This window comes from Bradyrhizobium sp. A5, assembly GCF_042076515.1.
Taxonomy (GTDB): Bacteria; Pseudomonadota; Alphaproteobacteria; order Rhizobiales; family Xanthobacteraceae; genus Bradyrhizobium; species Bradyrhizobium cosmicum.
Genome location: NZ_CP148990.1, coordinates 6,192,615 through 6,207,458 on the forward strand (window position 1 = coordinate 6,192,615; position 14,844 = coordinate 6,207,458).

Annotated in this window: 13 protein-coding genes and 1 pseudogene; 6 read left to right on the top strand and 8 right to left on the bottom strand. The window is 63.9% G+C overall.

The window, feature by feature from the left end:
- Nucleotides 1-33: 33 nt before the first annotated feature.
- Both WHZ77_RS29455 and WHZ77_RS29460 read right to left on the bottom strand, forming a co-directional pair.
- Complete coding sequence (locus WHZ77_RS29455; protein WP_375311155.1) at nucleotides 34-2,184, bottom strand: methyl-accepting chemotaxis protein; 2,151 nt, start codon at nucleotides 2,182-2,184, stop codon at nucleotides 34-36.
- A gap of 53 nt (nucleotides 2,185-2,237) precedes the next feature.
- A complete protein-coding gene (locus WHZ77_RS29460) occupies nucleotides 2,238-2,513 on the bottom strand; it encodes a hypothetical protein (RefSeq protein WP_375311156.1) in 276 nt (91 codons plus the stop codon).
- Nucleotides 2,514-3,037: 524 nt separating this feature from the next.
- Here WHZ77_RS29460 and WHZ77_RS29465 point away from each other — a divergent pair.
- Nucleotides 3,038-3,967, top strand: a complete 930-nt coding sequence (locus WHZ77_RS29465) for an alpha/beta hydrolase (RefSeq protein WP_375314840.1) — start codon at nucleotides 3,038-3,040, stop codon at nucleotides 3,965-3,967.
- Nucleotides 3,968-4,213: 246 nt separating this feature from the next.
- Here the strand turns inward: WHZ77_RS29465 and WHZ77_RS29470 are convergent, their stop codons facing one another.
- Nucleotides 4,214-5,776: an adenylate/guanylate cyclase domain-containing protein gene (locus WHZ77_RS29470; RefSeq protein WP_375311157.1), complete on the bottom strand. Its 1,563-nt coding sequence runs from the start codon at nucleotides 5,774-5,776 to the stop codon at nucleotides 4,214-4,216.
- A gap of 189 nt (nucleotides 5,777-5,965) precedes the next feature.
- Here WHZ77_RS29470 and WHZ77_RS29475 point away from each other — a divergent pair, with 189 nt between their 5' ends.
- Entirely contained in the window at nucleotides 5,966-7,057 is a 1,092-nt protein-coding gene (locus tag WHZ77_RS29475) for an enolase C-terminal domain-like protein (protein WP_375311158.1), read from the top strand.
- An 11-nt stretch (nucleotides 7,058-7,068) separates the two neighbouring features.
- Here the strand turns inward: WHZ77_RS29475 and WHZ77_RS29480 are convergent, their stop codons facing one another.
- From WHZ77_RS29480 to WHZ77_RS29490, 3 genes are read right to left on the bottom strand one after another with little or no spacing between them, the layout of a single operon-like run.
- Nucleotides 7,069-7,959, bottom strand: a complete 891-nt coding sequence (locus WHZ77_RS29480; RefSeq protein WP_375314841.1) for a U32 family peptidase — start codon at nucleotides 7,957-7,959, stop codon at nucleotides 7,069-7,071.
- A 50-nt stretch (nucleotides 7,960-8,009) separates the two neighbouring features.
- Nucleotides 8,010-8,987: a peptidase U32 family protein gene (locus WHZ77_RS29485; RefSeq protein WP_375314842.1), complete on the bottom strand. Its 978-nt coding sequence runs from the start codon at nucleotides 8,985-8,987 to the stop codon at nucleotides 8,010-8,012.
- The gene (locus tag WHZ77_RS29490) at nucleotides 8,987-9,520 is read right to left on the bottom strand and encodes an SCP2 domain-containing protein (RefSeq protein ID WP_375311159.1); all 534 of its coding nucleotides are present in this window, start codon (nucleotides 9,518-9,520) and stop codon (nucleotides 8,987-8,989) included. Before WHZ77_RS29490 ends, WHZ77_RS29485 begins: the two co-directional genes overlap by 1 nt.
- 99 nt (nucleotides 9,521-9,619) lie before the next feature.
- On the opposite strand from WHZ77_RS29490, the gene WHZ77_RS29495 reads away from it, so the two are divergent.
- The 4 genes and pseudogenes from WHZ77_RS29495 (at nucleotide 9,620) to WHZ77_RS29510 (ending at nucleotide 12,659) form a co-directional block, all read left to right on the top strand.
- Entirely contained in the window at nucleotides 9,620-11,143 is a 1,524-nt protein-coding gene (locus WHZ77_RS29495) for a UbiD family decarboxylase (RefSeq protein WP_375311160.1), read from the top strand.
- Complete coding sequence (locus WHZ77_RS29500) at nucleotides 11,140-11,733, top strand: UbiX family flavin prenyltransferase (RefSeq protein ID WP_375311161.1); 594 nt, start codon at nucleotides 11,140-11,142, stop codon at nucleotides 11,731-11,733. Before WHZ77_RS29495 ends, WHZ77_RS29500 begins: the two co-directional genes overlap by 4 nt.
- Before the next feature lie 47 nt (nucleotides 11,734-11,780).
- Nucleotides 11,781-11,948: pseudogene (locus tag WHZ77_RS29505) on the top strand (DNA mismatch repair protein MutT); the annotation flags it as partial.
- Nucleotides 11,949-12,440: 492 nt separating this feature from the next.
- A complete protein-coding gene (locus WHZ77_RS29510) occupies nucleotides 12,441-12,659 on the top strand; it encodes a hypothetical protein (protein WP_375311162.1) in 219 nt (72 codons plus the stop codon).
- Between the two features lie 1,250 nt (nucleotides 12,660-13,909).
- On the opposite strand, the gene WHZ77_RS29515 is transcribed toward WHZ77_RS29510, so the two are convergent.
- Together WHZ77_RS29515 and WHZ77_RS29520 are read right to left on the bottom strand one after the other, a co-directional pair.
- Entirely contained in the window at nucleotides 13,910-14,086 is a 177-nt protein-coding gene (locus WHZ77_RS29515; protein WP_375311163.1) for a hypothetical protein, read from the bottom strand.
- A 420-nt stretch (nucleotides 14,087-14,506) separates the two neighbouring features.
- Nucleotides 14,507-14,704, bottom strand: a complete 198-nt coding sequence (locus tag WHZ77_RS29520; RefSeq protein ID WP_375311164.1) for a hypothetical protein — start codon at nucleotides 14,702-14,704, stop codon at nucleotides 14,507-14,509.
- Nucleotides 14,705-14,844: the final 140 nt, after the last annotated feature.

The window sequence follows — 14,844 nt, forward strand, 5'->3', positions numbered from 1 at the left end:
CGCTGCGGCCGGGCCGTCGTCGGGCAGGCGCGATCAGGCCGCGCGCACGGTCACCAGGAACTTGTCGACCTCCGCCTTCAGCCGGTTGCTCTCGATCGACAACGACTGGGCCGAGGACAGCACCTGTGAAGATGCCGACCCTGTTTCCGAGGCACCCCGCTGCACGTCGGTGATGTTCGAGGACACGTCCTGTGTACCTTTCGCAGCCTGCTGCACGTTGCGCGAAATCTCCTGGGTCGCGGCGCCCTGTTCTTCGACGGCTGCGGCAACCGCCGCCGCTATCTCGGAAAGACTGCCGATCGTTCCGCCGATCACCTCGATCGCCGTCACGGACTCCTTCGTCGCCATCTGGATAGCGCCAATCTGCTGGCTGATCTCGCCGGTGGCCTTGGCGGTCTGCTCGGCCAGCGCCTTGACTTCTGCCGCCACGACGGCAAAGCCGCGGCCGGCATCGCCTGCGCGCGCCGCTTCGATGGTGGCGTTCAGTGCCAGCAGGTTGGTCTGCCCGGCGATATTGCTGATGAGTTCGACGACATCGCCGATCCGGGTGGCGGCGCGCGACAATTCGCTGACCCGGTCGTTGGTCTGGCGGGCCTGACTGACCGCCTCGGCCGCCATCCTGGCGGAATCCTGAACGCGATGGCTGATTTCCGTCACCGATGATGACATCTCCTCGGTCGCGGACGCGACCGACTGGACGTTGGTCGATGCCTCCTCGGACGCTGCCGCGACCGCGATCGAAAGCTGCTGCGTCGACTCAGCGGTGTTGGTCAGCGTCCCCGCCGCCGCCTCAAGCTCGGTCGCGGCGGAGGCAACCGTTTCGATGATGTCGCCCACGGCAGCTTCGAACTCGCCGGCCAGTCTGTGCATGTCGGTCCGGCGCTGGTCGACCGCGCGGCGTTCGAGGTCTCGCTGCGCCTCGCGATCGAAGCCGAGCTTGGCCTGAACCGCCTGAAGACCGCGCAACGCCACCCCCGCCTCGTCATCACGCTCGACATTGACGCGCGTGTTGAACAGTCCTTGCCCGATCCGCGACAGAACGTCGTTCAAATGCGCCAGGGGTCTCGTGATGGCGCGGACCGTGGCTATGGAAAGCAGAACGGCGAAGAGAAGCCCGAGAGACATTGCGGCAATCGCAGTCACGTTTGCGGTCAGGAACGACCGTTCCGCCGCTTCGTACTCCACCTTTGCTTCGTCGACCTGGATCGCGACCAGCCGGTCCATGTCCGTCTTGGCAGCCTTGAACAGCTCGGCAAGCTTGCCGGTCAAATGAGCATTCAGTTCGTCATATTTGCGATCCGACAGCATCCCGAGGGCCGGTTTGAGACCGCGCTCGACATACTCGATCCGCTTCGGCACGAATGAATCCGCGACCGATTTCTCCTCCGGCGTAAGATATGTGGCCATATAGTCCGACCACAGCTTGGCGATCCTCTCTATGTTGGCAGAGACAACGCTTTGAACGCTGGAGAACTCCGGCCCGTTGCGGCCCTCGATGGCCGCACGCAGCAGGATGAGCGAATCGTCCTTCATGCGGTCGTTGATCTCGAAGAGCTGGGCCAGCGGAACCGATCGGTCCTCGTAGATCGACTTGGCTCGCTGATTAATCTGGCTCATCCCGACGAGACCTAGGGCGCCGATGATCAGCATGCCGACCGACAGGATGCCTACCATCGTGGCGAGCCGCGCTTTCAGGGATCGCGTGAACGGGGAAAGCACATCGAACAACGAACGTTTGCGGATGATGCCGGCTTCGATCTTGTAGGCACTGGCCTTCTTGTCGCGGATCGCCGCATAGACGCGTTCAGCTTCTTCTCGCTGGTCCGAAGGCAATTTGGTCCGGATCGACATGTAGCCGACCACCTGCCCGCCCTCCCAGATCGGCGTCGCGCTCGCCTGCACCCAGTAGAAGCCGCCGTTCTTGCGGCGGTTCTTGACGGCGCCCGCCCACGGCTTGCCGGCTTTCAATGTCTCCCAGAGATTGCCGAAGGCTTCAGGCGGCATGTCCGGGTGCCGCACGATGTTGTGGGGCTGTCCGGCCAGCTCCTGCTCCGTGAAGCCCGACGCTTCGACGAACTGGTCGTTGAAGTAGGTCAGCTTGCCCTTGAGATCGGTCTTCGAGACGATCATCGTCTCGTCCGTAAGCGGGTACTCGGTGGCAGTGACAGGCAAATTGGTACGCATGGTTCATCTTTCCGGCGATGGAGGACGTGGGCAAGACTGGGGGAGCAATGCTGCTAGAGCATCAGGATCTTGAGGTGGGCGACATCCAGCAGCCGCTGGGCGAAATCGACCTGATCGGAAAACTCTTGACGCTTCCTCGGATCGTGAATTTGCGGCTCGATGGCGCGCGCATGCTCGATGGCTAGCTCAAACTGACCCGCCAGCAGGCTGAGCGCATCACGGGCGCTGGCGCGCAACGCCGCCGACTTGATCCCGGTGGACAAATCGCGGCGCTCGCCCGGCCTGTCGGGGTCGCTTCGCTTAGAGCAGAATTGGATGACGTTCGACATGCAGCGCTCCCGTGGCGAAAGATCCGGCCGGCGGCTTCGCTAGTAGCCGAGTCGAGTTATCACTGTATTTGACCGATCCACGACACTCTGGCCGGATTCTGACACGCGCGTTAAGCTGACTATGATGCTTCGCGGTATCGGGATCGCTTTTCTAACGCAGGGATAATAACCCTATCGAAAACAGGCAACGCGACCGGTGATGTGGCTCGAGTTTCCCCTCCGCGATACCGCTGCCGTCAAAACCGGCTACCGCGGACGAGCGTCCGTATGGCTACGGTGTTCATCATCGGCAGACGTGAAGGGATCGACAGCCCGGCAATATCCGCGCCGCCGGAACCGCATCGCCAGGGGGCACCGCTCCGCCCTCGGCCGGCCAAGGCTGGAGGCCATAGCGCGCGCGCTCCGCGTTATGGGACCAGCCTGGGTGCCGCGAAATCGCCTCACGCCCGATCAATAAAGAGGCGATTTGACAAGACAGGTCGTAAGCGCTGATCGATATTGGTGGCAGGGCCGACACCAGCATGATGAAACGCTATCTCGTCTTATTCCTTGTTCTGACCGTTACGGCGGCCTCCGCGCATGGTCCGGTGCCGGCACGGCTGGCTGCGCCCTCCGATCTCGTCCTGACAGGCCTCACCGATTCCGATACGACCGCCGGCGGCACCGCGCGGCTGTGCGAGCAGGTCACCTTCTCGCGCGGCCTGCGCTACGGTGAGAGCGAGGCCAATGTGCTCGACGTCGCCGCCAGCGCGACCAAGGCGGACACGCCGCGGCCGGTGCTGCTGTTCGTGGCCGGCGACACCTTCACCGGCGACCTCGCCGCACCAGACTTGTCGCGCGAGATTCAGGACCAGGTCATGTGCTTTGCCGCGCGCAACGACATGATCGGGGTCCGCGTCAACTATCGGCTGGCGCCCTCGGCGGCCTGGCCTGCCGGTGCAACCGACGTGGCGGCGGCGCTGTCCTGGGTGCACGGCAATATCGACCTGTTCAACGGCGATGCCCGCGAGATCGTCGCGATCGGCTATGGCGCCGGCGCGTTCCATGTCGCCACCCTGCTCGCGCATCCCGAGTTCCAGACCGACCGCGCCGACGTCGCGGGCGTGGTGCTGGTATCCGGGTTCTATCGCGCCAGCAAGGACGCGAGCGACAGTGTGAAGGCTTATCTTGGCACTGATGCAGGTCAGTATGACAAGCGCTCGGTGTTTCCCGGCATCCTCAACGTCGACGTGCCGATCGTGCTTGCCTGGGCGTCGGACGATGCCGCCGGTGTCGTGGCACAGGGCGAGACCCTGAAGAAGACGCTCTGCGGCGCCGGCCACTGCCCGCGCGCCGCGCTGCTGCGCAGCCGCGACGGCATCGCCGGCGCGTTCGGGCTCGATGGCTCCGGCGACAGTCTTGCCGAGCCGACGCTGCTGCTGGTGAAGCAGTTGGAGGCGCGGGGGCTGCCGTAGCGGTTTGTTGGCGGCGGCGCGGCGACCAACTTCCACCGTTTGCTGGGCCACCCCTCTCCCCCGCCCTCCCCCACAAGGGGGGAGGGAGCGGAGTGGAAGCTGGGCCCACAACTCAAAGCCGATTTTCAGCACCTTGAACCAGCCACACGCACGAATGCGTTCCCTCCCCCCTTGTGGGGGAGGGTTAGGGAGAGGGGTGCCACACGGGGACTCTCTCGATCAGAAAGCGGCTGCGGAGGTACTTCCTCACGCCGGCTTCAGCGCAGCCAGTGCGCTCTCCAGCAGCGAGCGCACCCGCGCCGCATCACCTGACTTCACCATCGCCGGGTCGAGATAGAGCTCGAGGCCCGGTGCGCGCTCGGTGATGACGCCGCTTTTCTCGGCCATCGCATCGTTCAGCGCATCCACCGAATAGGGAATGACCTCGCGGCTGATGCCTTTCATCGTGATCGCTGGCAGCGCGTGGGCGCGGACGATGTCGCTGACCAGCGCAAAGGTCTCGTAGCTCATCACGATGCCGCCGGGCTCGGCGATCGATTGCAGGCGCGCGGCAAGGTTGGCCTCTGCGCCGATGATCGTATAATCCATGCGGTCGCTGCTGCCGAAATTGCCGACATTGCAATAGCCGGAATTGATGCCGATGCGGGCCTTGAACGGCAGCTCGATGCCGGAGGCGCGCCACTTCGCATTGAGCTCGGTGAGGCGGTGCTGCATGCGCCAGGCCATCTGGAGACAGGCCTGCGCATCGGCGCGATCGCCCCTGGTCTCGGGGTCGCCGAAGAAGATCAGCATGGCGTCGCCGATGAACTTGTCGATGGTGCCGCCATAGTCATGGGCGATCGCCGACATCTCCGTGAAATATTCGTTCAGGAGCTGGGTCAACAATTCAGGCTGAAGCCGCTCGGCGGTCGCGGTGAAGTTCTGGATGTCGGAGAAGAAGATGGTGAGCTTCTTGCGCTCGGTGTGGATGGTGACGTCCTTCTGGCCGCTGAAGATGCTCTTGTAGACCTGCGGCGGGATGTAGCGCGAGATCTTCATCGAGAGCGAGGCTAGGAAGTCGTTGGCGGATTCCAGCTCCCTGTTCATGCCCTTGATGCGGCTGGCCTGGCGGCGCTGCAGCGAGAGGAACGACAGGCCGCTGCCGGCGGCGATCAGGAAATAGGCCAGCAGGAACTTGAAGGAGAAGATGTTGGCAGCGATCGGCTGCGCGATGATCACCTCCTGGATGCCCCTGACGTCGCCGACCTTCCAGTCCTTCTTGGGGCTTTCGGGGTGGCTGTTGTGACAGCTGACGCAGGCCGGCCCCATCATGACGGGCGCGACCAGGCGGACCTTGTCGTTGAACAGCGAGGTCTCGGTCTCGACGATCTTCTGCTCGGGGTCCTTGCGAAGGACATCGAGCGCGTCCTTCTCGAACTTGTCGAGCTGGTGCGGGGCGCGGTTCTGGAACGGGAAGTCCGATACGAAGCGGTAGGTGATGTTTTCCTGCTGCGCGCCGATCACCCGCCCGAGCTCGAGCGACAGCGTCGCCGGGATCGGGATCGCGCCGGGGACGGATTCGTAATTGTGGACGACCTTTGTCGTGCCGCCAGGGTTGGCGAGCACGCGGCCGACCACGTTGGACGCGTAATAGCTGCGCACGCTGGTGATGACGGAATTGAGATCGACCGCCTGCCGGCGCAGCGCTGTCTTGCTGAGCTCGGTCAGGTCCAGCCACACCGCGAGCGGCAGAGCGAGCAGGAGGAAAGCGATCACGGCTCCCGTGAGCAGGCCGCTCTTGCGCTGTTCTTCGACGATCTCTTGTTTCACTCTGTGGCTCCGTCGTGTTTTTGTCGCAAAGTCCAGGGCTTTGCGGCACAACATGCGGCGGCACAGAGCCAAGAAACGCGCGCCCGTGCAACCCCCTTTTATGGTGGTCGTGGCAAGCACCTTTTCGTTTCATGACGAATGTCCTAGATCGGTATCGACCAACGCTCACGCCGCCGGGAGATCCTCCAAATGACCGAGACCATCCGCATCAGGCGCTTCGTCGCGCGCCCCGTGATCGTGCCGATGAATCTGCCGCTCCAGACCTCGACCGGCGCGGTCGTCAGGGCGCCGCTGGTCCTGATCGACTGCGAGACCGACCAGGGGCCCGCGGGGCATGCCTATCTGTTCTCGATCACGCCCTCGGCCTTGAAGCCATTGACGGCGATGGTCACGGAAATGTCAGAGCTGCTGGCCGGCGACGAGCTGCTGCCGTTCGAGATCGAGCGCAAGCTGACCCAGCGCTTCACCCTGCTCGGGCTCGCCGGACTGCAGCGGCTGGCGCAGTCCGGCGTCGACATGGCGGCATGGGATGCGCTGGCGCGCAGCAAGGGGCTGCCGCTCGCCCGCCTGCTCGGCGGCGCGCCAAAGCCGGTCAAGGCTTACAACTCGAAAGGACTCGGCATCATGCCGGCGGGCGCCGCGGTGGAGGAAGCGCACAAGCTGCTCGCCGAAGGCTTTCAGGCGGCAAAAATCCGGGTCGGTCGGCCTGATGCGCGCGAGGACCTCGCCGTCGTGCGCGCGGTGCGCAAGGCCGTCGGCGATCGTGTGACGCTGATGTGCGACTACAACCAGGCGCTGACGGTGACCGAGGCAATCCGCCGCGGCGAGATGCTCGAGGACGAGGGCCTGAGCTGGATCGAGGAGCCGATCCGCCACGACGACTATGCCGGCAACGCGCGGATCGCCGACGCGCTGCGCACGCCGCTCCAGATCGGCGAGAATTTCGACAGCGCCTTCTCGATGCAGACGGCACTCGCCGCCGAGGCCTGCGACTACGTGATGCCGGACGTTCAGCGCATCGGCGGCGTCACCGGCTGGCTCCGTGCCGCCTCGCTCGCGCACGCCGCCGGCATCGAGATGTCGACGCATCTGTTCTCGGAGGTCAGCGCGCACCTGCTCTGCGTGACGCCAACCGCGCACTGGCTGGAATATGTGGACTGGGCCGACGCGGTGCTGTCGACACGGTTGACGATCAAGGACGGCTTTGCGCTGCCGAGCGAAGAGCCCGGCAACGGGATCGCGTGGGACGAGGCGGCGGTGAAGACATATCTCGTCAATTGATCCCTGCCGAGCTAGGCCCGCGCGAAGGAAAAGCCGGGCTGGCCGCGCAGGAAGCCGTTGGCAAAGGCGACGCCGGGATAGAGCCCGGACAGGCGGACGTTTGCGTCTTCGGCCGACCTGCGCCCGTCGAGCACGTCGCGAAAGGTCTTTGCGACCTCGACCATGTCGCAATCCTGCGGCGACAGGCGCAGCGAGCCGATGCCGGCCTCGCGCAGCGCGGCGATGTCGCCGACGAGATTGGTGCAGGCGTGCGACAGGGTCTGAACGCCGTTGATGGTCAGGAAATCCTGCTGGTCCAGTGTCTTCAGCGCGAGGCCATCGGGGTCTTTTTCGCAGACGAAGCGGCAATTGTCCTTGGAGAGCTTGTGCAGCCGCGCGTGGTAGCAGCGCGCGGAGATCGCCAGCGGCACCCGGCCGAAGGCAAATATCTCGATCACGGTCTGGGGGAGCGCGGCGGCGATCACGGCCGCTGAGGAGATCGGCAGCTCGGGCGGCAGGCAGATGCGCGCGGCGCCTTGCCGGACGTGAAAAGCTGCGCTGGTCTCGTTGTAGATGTTGACGTAGGGCCCGATCGCGTGCGGCCGGCCCTTGATCGACCGGAGGCAGGTCAGATCGTTCACCTCGACCAGCGCGTCGTCACCTGTGCACATTTCCTCGGTCTGACGCCGCTCGCGCCGCAGCGACACCAGGATCAGCGAGCCCAGCAAAACCTGCTTGCCGGCCCGTTGCAGGCGTTCGATCACGTCAGGCAGATGTTCCGCGAAGAAGGGCGACCGTTTCGAGCACACGATCTCGCCGACGGACACGACATCGACCGGCGCCTCGTCGGCGATCCGGAAGTAGAAATCGCGCCAGCGTTCCGGCGCCCAATTGTAGAGGACAGGGCCGAGACTGAGTTGCATCGGGATTTCCTTCATGGATGGCGAGCCGATCATGGTCATCGCCAAATCCTTCATCGCCACGTCTTGCGATAGGCACCGAGCGTGGAGGCCTGGCCTTCGGTGAACGGCTTCAGGCTCACGATATCAGCCTCGTTTCCATCCTCCAGCGTATCGAGCGCGCGGCGGAAGTGACGGACCACGCTCTCGATATAGGCCCGTCCGCGCTGGCGCCCCTCGATCTTCAGCGCGGCGACGCCGGCGCTTCGCAATCCGCCGAGCAGCGTCGTGGCATCGAGGCTGACGGGATCCTCGAAGATATAGCCGTCACCATGCGCGGTGGAGAAGCGGCCCTTGCACAGGGTCGGATAGCCCGTGGCTTCCTGCGGAGCAAAGCGATTGATGGTGAAGCCGCCGAGCCGGGACGTCGTTCCCCCAGTGGTCTCCTCATAGGCCACGTGGCTCGCCGGCGAACAGACGCCCTGCATGTTTGGCGACTTCCCGGTGGCATAGGACGACAGCGAGCAGCGCCCTTCGGCCATCACGCAGAGGCCGCCGAACACGAACACTTCGGTCTCGCAGGCCGTCTCGCGGGTGATTTCGGCGATCTCCGAAACGCTGAGCACGCGCGGCAGCACGACGCGGCGCGCCCCGAAGGTCTCGACATAGAAGGCGATGGCATCGGGGTTTGCCGCCGCGGCCTGCACCGAAACATGCAGGCGCTGGCTCGGATGGCGGCTTGCGACATAGTCCATCAGGCCGATGTCGGCGACGATCAGCGCGTCGGCACCGGCATCGACGGCATCGTCCACCGCGCGCTGCCAGAGCGTCACGGACGCGGAGCGCGGAAAGGTGTTGATGGCGACGAGGATGCGCGCGCCGTGGCTGTGGGCAAACGCAATCCCCTTGCGCAGCTCGTCACGGCTGAAGTTGAGCCCCGGAAAATTGCGCGCGTTGGTCTCATCGTTGAAGCCGCAATAGACGGCGTCGGCGCCGGCCTCGATGGCGCTCCGCAGCGCGGCCGGCGTCCCGGCGGGACAGATCAGCTCCATCATATGGACTCCCGGGACGCGCCGGTCAGCCGGTCGCGCGCGATGTCGAACGAGCGCTTGGCCGGCTCGCCCAGCGGACCGAACAGGGATGCCAGCTCCGCGGCGAGATCGAGCCCGGCATCGTCGATCGCGTTGCGCAAGGCGAGGACCGCCTCCATGTCGCCTTCGATTCCGAGCTGGCGCGAGAACATCAGCGCGTCGCCATCCACCCTGCCCTCGACCAGCGCCAGTAGATTCGCGAGCGAGGCGGAGACATAGGCATCGAGGCCTTGCGGCAGTTCGCGCACCACCTGAAGTCGCGGCGGCGCGGCCTCGACGATGAAGCCGAATGGCAGATCGAGCGGCCTGATCCCGAACCGGGCGCGGCGATGATCCCCCAGCCTGTCGAGCAGGCCGGGATGGCGCCGGAGGATGCGCGCGAGGAAGCCGCTGAGAACGAGTTGCAGCGGCAGCAGCGGCAAGGGCCGGATCGCGAGCGCGAGGAGCGGCGGAATGACCGGCAATGGGCCGGACGAAACGGACGGATGAGTCATCGCGTCATCTGAACCGATTGCACGCGAATGTATTTGAGCGGGAACAAGGAAGACCGAAATCGCGCCGGCTAGCTTCCGCTTTTTCGGGAGGCTGCCCGCTTGCAACGTGACGTTCCGCGCTTTCGCGATCTGACCGACTTCGTGCGCTTCCTCGAAGGCAAGGGACAGTTGCGACGCATTCGCGAACCGGTCTCCGTGGTCCACGAGATCACCGAGATCCACCGCCGCGTCATTGCCGAGAACGGCCCGGCATTATTGTTCGAACGGCCGGTCAGGGCCGACGGCGTTCCATCCGGCATGCCGCTGCTGACGAACCTGTTCGGCACGGTGGAACGGATCGCGTGGGGCATGGGCATCACGCCCGACCGGCTCGACGAGCTCGGCGCGATGCTCGCCGAGTTGCGCGCGCCGCGGCCTCCGCATGGCGTTCGTGACGCATGGCGCAAGCTGCCGCTGGCCCGCGCCGCGCTTGCGACCCGGCCGCGGTCGTGCGCCGCGGCGCCGGTGCAGGATCGCGTCGCGATGGGCGACGACATCGATTTGGCGAAACTGCCGGCGCAGATCTGCTGGCCGGGCGAGCCCGCGCCGTTGATCACCTGGCCGCTGGTCATCACCGCCCCGCCGGAATCGTCGACCGTGGATCAGGAGGAGAATGTCGGCGTCTATCGCATGCAGATCCTCGGCCGCGACCGCGCCATCATCCGCTGGCTCGCCCATCGCGGCGGCGCCCGGCACCATCAGCAATGGAAGGCGGAGAAGCGCGACATGCCGGTTGCGATCGTCATCGGCGCCGACCCCGCGACCATTCTCGCCGCCGTGCTGCCGCTGCCCGAGGCGATCTCCGAGCTGCGCTTCGCCGGCATCCTGCGCGGCGACCGCCCAGAGCTGACGCGCTGCCTCACCGTTCCGCTCGAAGTCCCGGCCAGAGCGGAGATCGTCATCGAGGGCTTCGTCTCGGCCACCGACACCGCCGCCGAAGGTCCCTATGGCGACCACACCGGCTACTACAATTCCGTCGAGCAATTTCCGGTGCTGCGGGTCACCGCAATCACATTGCGCCAGCAGCCGATCTATCTGTCGACCTTCACCGGCCGGGCGCCGGACGAGCCATCCCGGATCGGCGAGGCCCTGAACCGATTGTTCGTGCCGCTGATCCGGCAGCAATTCCCTGAGGTCACCGACTGCTGGCTGCCGCCGGAGACGTGCTCCTACCGGATCGCGATCGCATCGATCAAGAAGCGCTATCCTGGCCAGGCGCGGCGTCTGATGCTGGGGCTGTGGTCGATGCTGCCGCAGTTCAGCTACACCAAGCTCTTGATTGTGGTCGACGACGATATCGACATTCGCGACTGGCGCGAGGTGATGTGGGCGGTGGCGACGCGGAGCGACAGCTCGCGCGATCTCGTCACGATCGCGGACACGCCGATCGACTATCTCGACTTCGCCTCACCGAAATCCGGCCTTGGCGGCAAGCTCGGCATCGATGCCACGACGAAGATGCCACCGGAGACGGAGCGGGCGTGGGGCGAGCCGATGGCGATGGATCCCGCCGTGATCGCCAGAGTTGATGCGCTATGGCCTGCGCTCGGCCTCGGCGGAATGCGCGCGGGCGAGCCCGCATGAGCGAGCGGCATGGCGTGATCGTCGGCATCAGCGGTGCTTCGGGCGCGGCCATCGGCGTGCGGATCGTCGAGCGGCTGGCGGAGAATCCGCACTGCGCCGTGCATCTGGTGGTCTCACCGGCGGCCGAGCGCACGCTGAGCGAGGAAGTCGGCGCCGAGGCACTGTCCCGGCTGCGCACGCTCGCCTTTCGCCAGCACGCGGCTTCGGACATCGGCGCCAGCATCGCCAGCGGCTCGTTTCCGGTCAGCGGCATGGTCGTAGCGCCGTGCTCGATCCGCACGCTGTCGGCCATTGCCTTCGGGCAGCTGGACAATCTTCTCGTGCGGGCCGCCGACGTGCAGCTCAAGGAACGGCGGCGTCTGGTGCTGCTGGTCCGCGAGAGCCCACTGCATCTCGGCCACCTCCGCGCGATGGTACAGGCCACCGAGATCGGCGCGGTCATCGCGCCGCCGCTGCCGGCCTTCTACCTGAAGCCGGAGTCGGTGGCCGACATCGTCGACCAGATCGCCTGCCGCGCCATCAATCTCCTGGGCTTGCCGGACATCTCGGCGCCAGCGCTGCAATGGCATGGGCACGCCGCCGGTCGATGAAGGCGTTCATCGTTGCGCGCAATGGCGACACGGATTATCGGTGCTCCATGACCACATGGCGCCCTCATCCGCACGTCAGAGTCGTCGCGATCGGCCTGCACTGGCGGGACGGGCGTCTGCTCGCGGCCGAAGTGCGCGACGATGCGGGTCGCCTCAAGGGCGTGCGTCCGCTCGGCGGCGAGATCGAGTTCGGCGAGAGCTGGCGGACCGCGCTCGCAAGTGCCATCGTAAGCGACGCCCCCATTGTTGCTGATGGGACGGTTGGCGATTGGGTCACCCTGACCTCGCTATCCAAAAGAAAACCCGCCGACCTAGCGGGCTACAGGAGTTGCGGATAGCGAGAGACGGAGGCTAGTCGCTCGAAGCAAGTGTAGGACGACAGCCTGGCAACGCGACCATGCGCTCAACTCAAATAATCTTCGGCTTTGGGACGGGCCGTGGGGGACATATGCGGCCTTGTTCAAGGCGAAGGCCCGCCAGCAGCAAGCCCGCGGCGGGCCTTGCCTCAATGGAGCTTGCCCTATCTTAATCAATTAGTCGGTTCTTGTCTGCGTTGCGGCAAATTTAATTTGCGCTTTAACGAAGCCCCGGTAGCTTTGGCCCGCCGGGGCTGGCTGCATATTTCACTTGGATATTTTTCACCCGGATATTTCGACAATGAGACCGCAGCAGTCCCCTGCTGCGGTCCCGTCATACCGGAGTCGCAGATGATCTTTCTTGAAAATGATCTCGAAGTTCTTAGTCTGATCAATGCGTTTGTGGAGATCAGGAGTCGCGGGACGCGCCGTGCACTTCTGATGCTCGTCGAAGAGCTGGCGCAGAATGGCAGTCCCCTTGTCCCAAACGAAAACCCACCGGCTTTTGAGCCGGCGGGAGTTGATCTAGATTGTAGACTGGCGGGCACCGGTCGCTTGAACCAACATTAGCACCAGTCTTTCGCCGCCGCTCTACGGCGCCGCCCTCGCATCCGCGATCGAGAGAGGATGGCTGGATCTGCACGAAAGCGGTTCAACCTTCAGCGCTCGCTGCCGCTTAGGGCAAGGAGGCGACGACTGACACATCAGTGGAGAAAGAACAGCGCCATCCAGCCGGCCAGCGACGCGGAGAGAGCAATTCCGAGATAAGGCAATGCAAGTCGCACCGGGCATTTCCGTCCAAGCTTTCTCTCGCGGACGCCTGTCCCAATTAGGACACCCTGCACTCCGAATTAGGACACGATCTTCTCCCCAGATGGGTGGTGTTGGAGTCGCCCGCATAAGTCGTGCGACTGCGAGAGAGCCCCAGTCCCGCCAGCCCCGGATCGGGGCTTTTTCGTTTTCGGGAGAATAAAAACGCCGCTCGCTTAAATGACCGCGAGCGGCGGCTTACCAGCCCCGAGGGGGATGATGCAAAACCCCGGTACAGATTGGTCTATATGGAGTTGAAGAGGTTCAATGCTGCGGTGCGGAATACCGCAGATGTGGTTCGCTACCGTGGGCTAGAACCGGCCGGGTCACGCAAAGATGCCCGCCTCGAAGAAGATAGCCAGCGGAAACTCAGCGGATCAAGGCGACCGTTCGGGCGTCACGGCGAATTCAGAACGTTCCTTTTTTAGGACCGTTCCCGGGCGGCTCCGAGGGCGAAGCAAACTGTCGCAAAACGACGTCGCCACGGCCCGCGATCGCACATGGACCACTCACGATTAAGATAAAATGAACCGGAGTGCCCGTAAGGTTCCGGGCGAGGGAACTAATACTGGGAATTTTGCGTTGAATCGCGTAGAGCCATTGAGAGCTACGCAGCACGGGTGGGACGATGGCCACGACCTTGCAGATAACCGTTGCGCTTTGGGTTATGATTTTTTGCGCTGCAATAAAGTGCTATCAGGTGCTACTCTAATCACTTAGAGCAATCAGCCACTTTGCAATTGCGAAGGCCCCCCATAGGATCGCGGCCGACCAGCCCAAGGTCGCTAGGGCGATGGCAACGAGATAGCAAAGCGTGACAATGCGTCGATACCAGCGCGGCGCCTTGATGCTGGGATCTTGGACGGTCAGCTTATCCTCCCGAAGTCTGGGCTGCACCTTATCACGCACTGCCATCTTCATTTATTAGCGTGATCACACTTTCTGCAGGTTCAAAGACATCTAGGCCTGAGACTGTTTTCTGTGGCTGCGGGCGGCGCAGACGTCACAGCTTAGTAGCAGCGGTGCCGCGTGCAGCCGGCGTTGAAGGGCGGCTCGTCGTCGGTCAACTTGTGCACGGGCCGTGCAAGGCGTCGCTCCATCGCGTCCAGTTCTGCGAGCCGCTGCTCGATCTCCGCAACAACCGTGATGGTCTGCTCTGGCGTCAAAGTCCGCTTTGTCTTCTTCACGCGTATCCTCGTCTTGATATTGTATTATTTCAGCCAAGGTTACAGCGATGTTCGAGCAGCCACAACGCAAGGCGCGTATTAACCTCACCGCGTAGGGTTAAGGCGACCCATGGAGCATCTCACTGCGCTTGTCGTCGTTGCGCATCGGTGCTGCGCCTGCGCCGGCTATTGATCGCGATCGAGCGCAACGCAATCTTAGGAGGCCATCGACACGACCCGAACCATCAAGCGGCCGATCGAACTGGCAAGCTTCGCCGGCCAACTCACGCGCGCCGAAAAGCCCGAGACCGAGTTGGCTGCCACAGGCCAACGCCATGACTGGGTGCTCGCCGATATCGACGACCAGCCCGCGGCGTTCAAGGCCATGTCGACTAGGTCATCGACCGCATGACCGCGAGCAGCGGCGGCCCCAGCTGAAACTTAGCGGATCAAGGCGACCATTCGGGCGATCGTCACGGCGAGTTCAGAACGCTGCTCTTTGAGGATCGTTTCCTGGTCGCTCACATCATGACCGTCTTGTGTGAGGACCTCGACCAACGCCTCTCGGTCCTCAATGTGCAAACGCTGCCGCGCAATTTCGAGCTGCAGGTCGGTAAACTCACTATCAAAAATAGTCATTATCCTGAACCTTGAGCGAAGAGAAATGGGAGCCCGCCTGGACCTTCACCCACGGTAAATCCGAACAACTAAAATGCGCGTAAAAGAACCAGTTATCGATGCAAGTTCCTCAATTGGAACGACGATTTAAGTTTACGACG

Excerpts from the sequence above, each read along its gene's own strand:
- WHZ77_RS29455 (WP_375311155.1), bottom strand. The coding sequence starts at position 2,184 with ATGCGTACCAATTTGCCTGTCACTGCCACCGAGTACCCGCTTACGGAC.
- WHZ77_RS29480 (WP_375314841.1), bottom strand. The coding sequence starts at position 7,959 with ATGCAACTCAGTCTCGGCCCTGTCCTCTACAATTGGGCGCCGGAACGC.
- WHZ77_RS29510 (WP_375311162.1), top strand. The coding sequence starts at position 12,441 with ATGATCTTTCTTGAAAATGATCTCGAAGTTCTTAGTCTGATCAATGCG.
- WHZ77_RS29500 (WP_375311161.1), top strand. The coding sequence starts at position 11,140 with ATGAGCGAGCGGCATGGCGTGATCGTCGGCATCAGCGGTGCTTCGGGC.
- WHZ77_RS29465 (WP_375314840.1), top strand. The coding sequence starts at position 3,038 with ATGAAACGCTATCTCGTCTTATTCCTTGTTCTGACCGTTACGGCGGCC.
- WHZ77_RS29490 (WP_375311159.1), bottom strand. The coding sequence starts at position 9,520 with ATGACTCATCCGTCCGTTTCGTCCGGCCCATTGCCGGTCATTCCGCCG.
- WHZ77_RS29520 (WP_375311164.1), bottom strand. The coding sequence starts at position 14,704 with ATGACTATTTTTGATAGTGAGTTTACCGACCTGCAGCTCGAAATTGCG.
- WHZ77_RS29485 (WP_375314842.1), bottom strand. The coding sequence starts at position 8,987 with ATGGAGCTGATCTGTCCCGCCGGGACGCCGGCCGCGCTGCGGAGCGCC.
- WHZ77_RS29460 (WP_375311156.1), bottom strand. The coding sequence starts at position 2,513 with ATGTCGAACGTCATCCAATTCTGCTCTAAGCGAAGCGACCCCGACAGG.
- WHZ77_RS29475 (WP_375311158.1), top strand. The coding sequence starts at position 5,966 with ATGACCGAGACCATCCGCATCAGGCGCTTCGTCGCGCGCCCCGTGATC.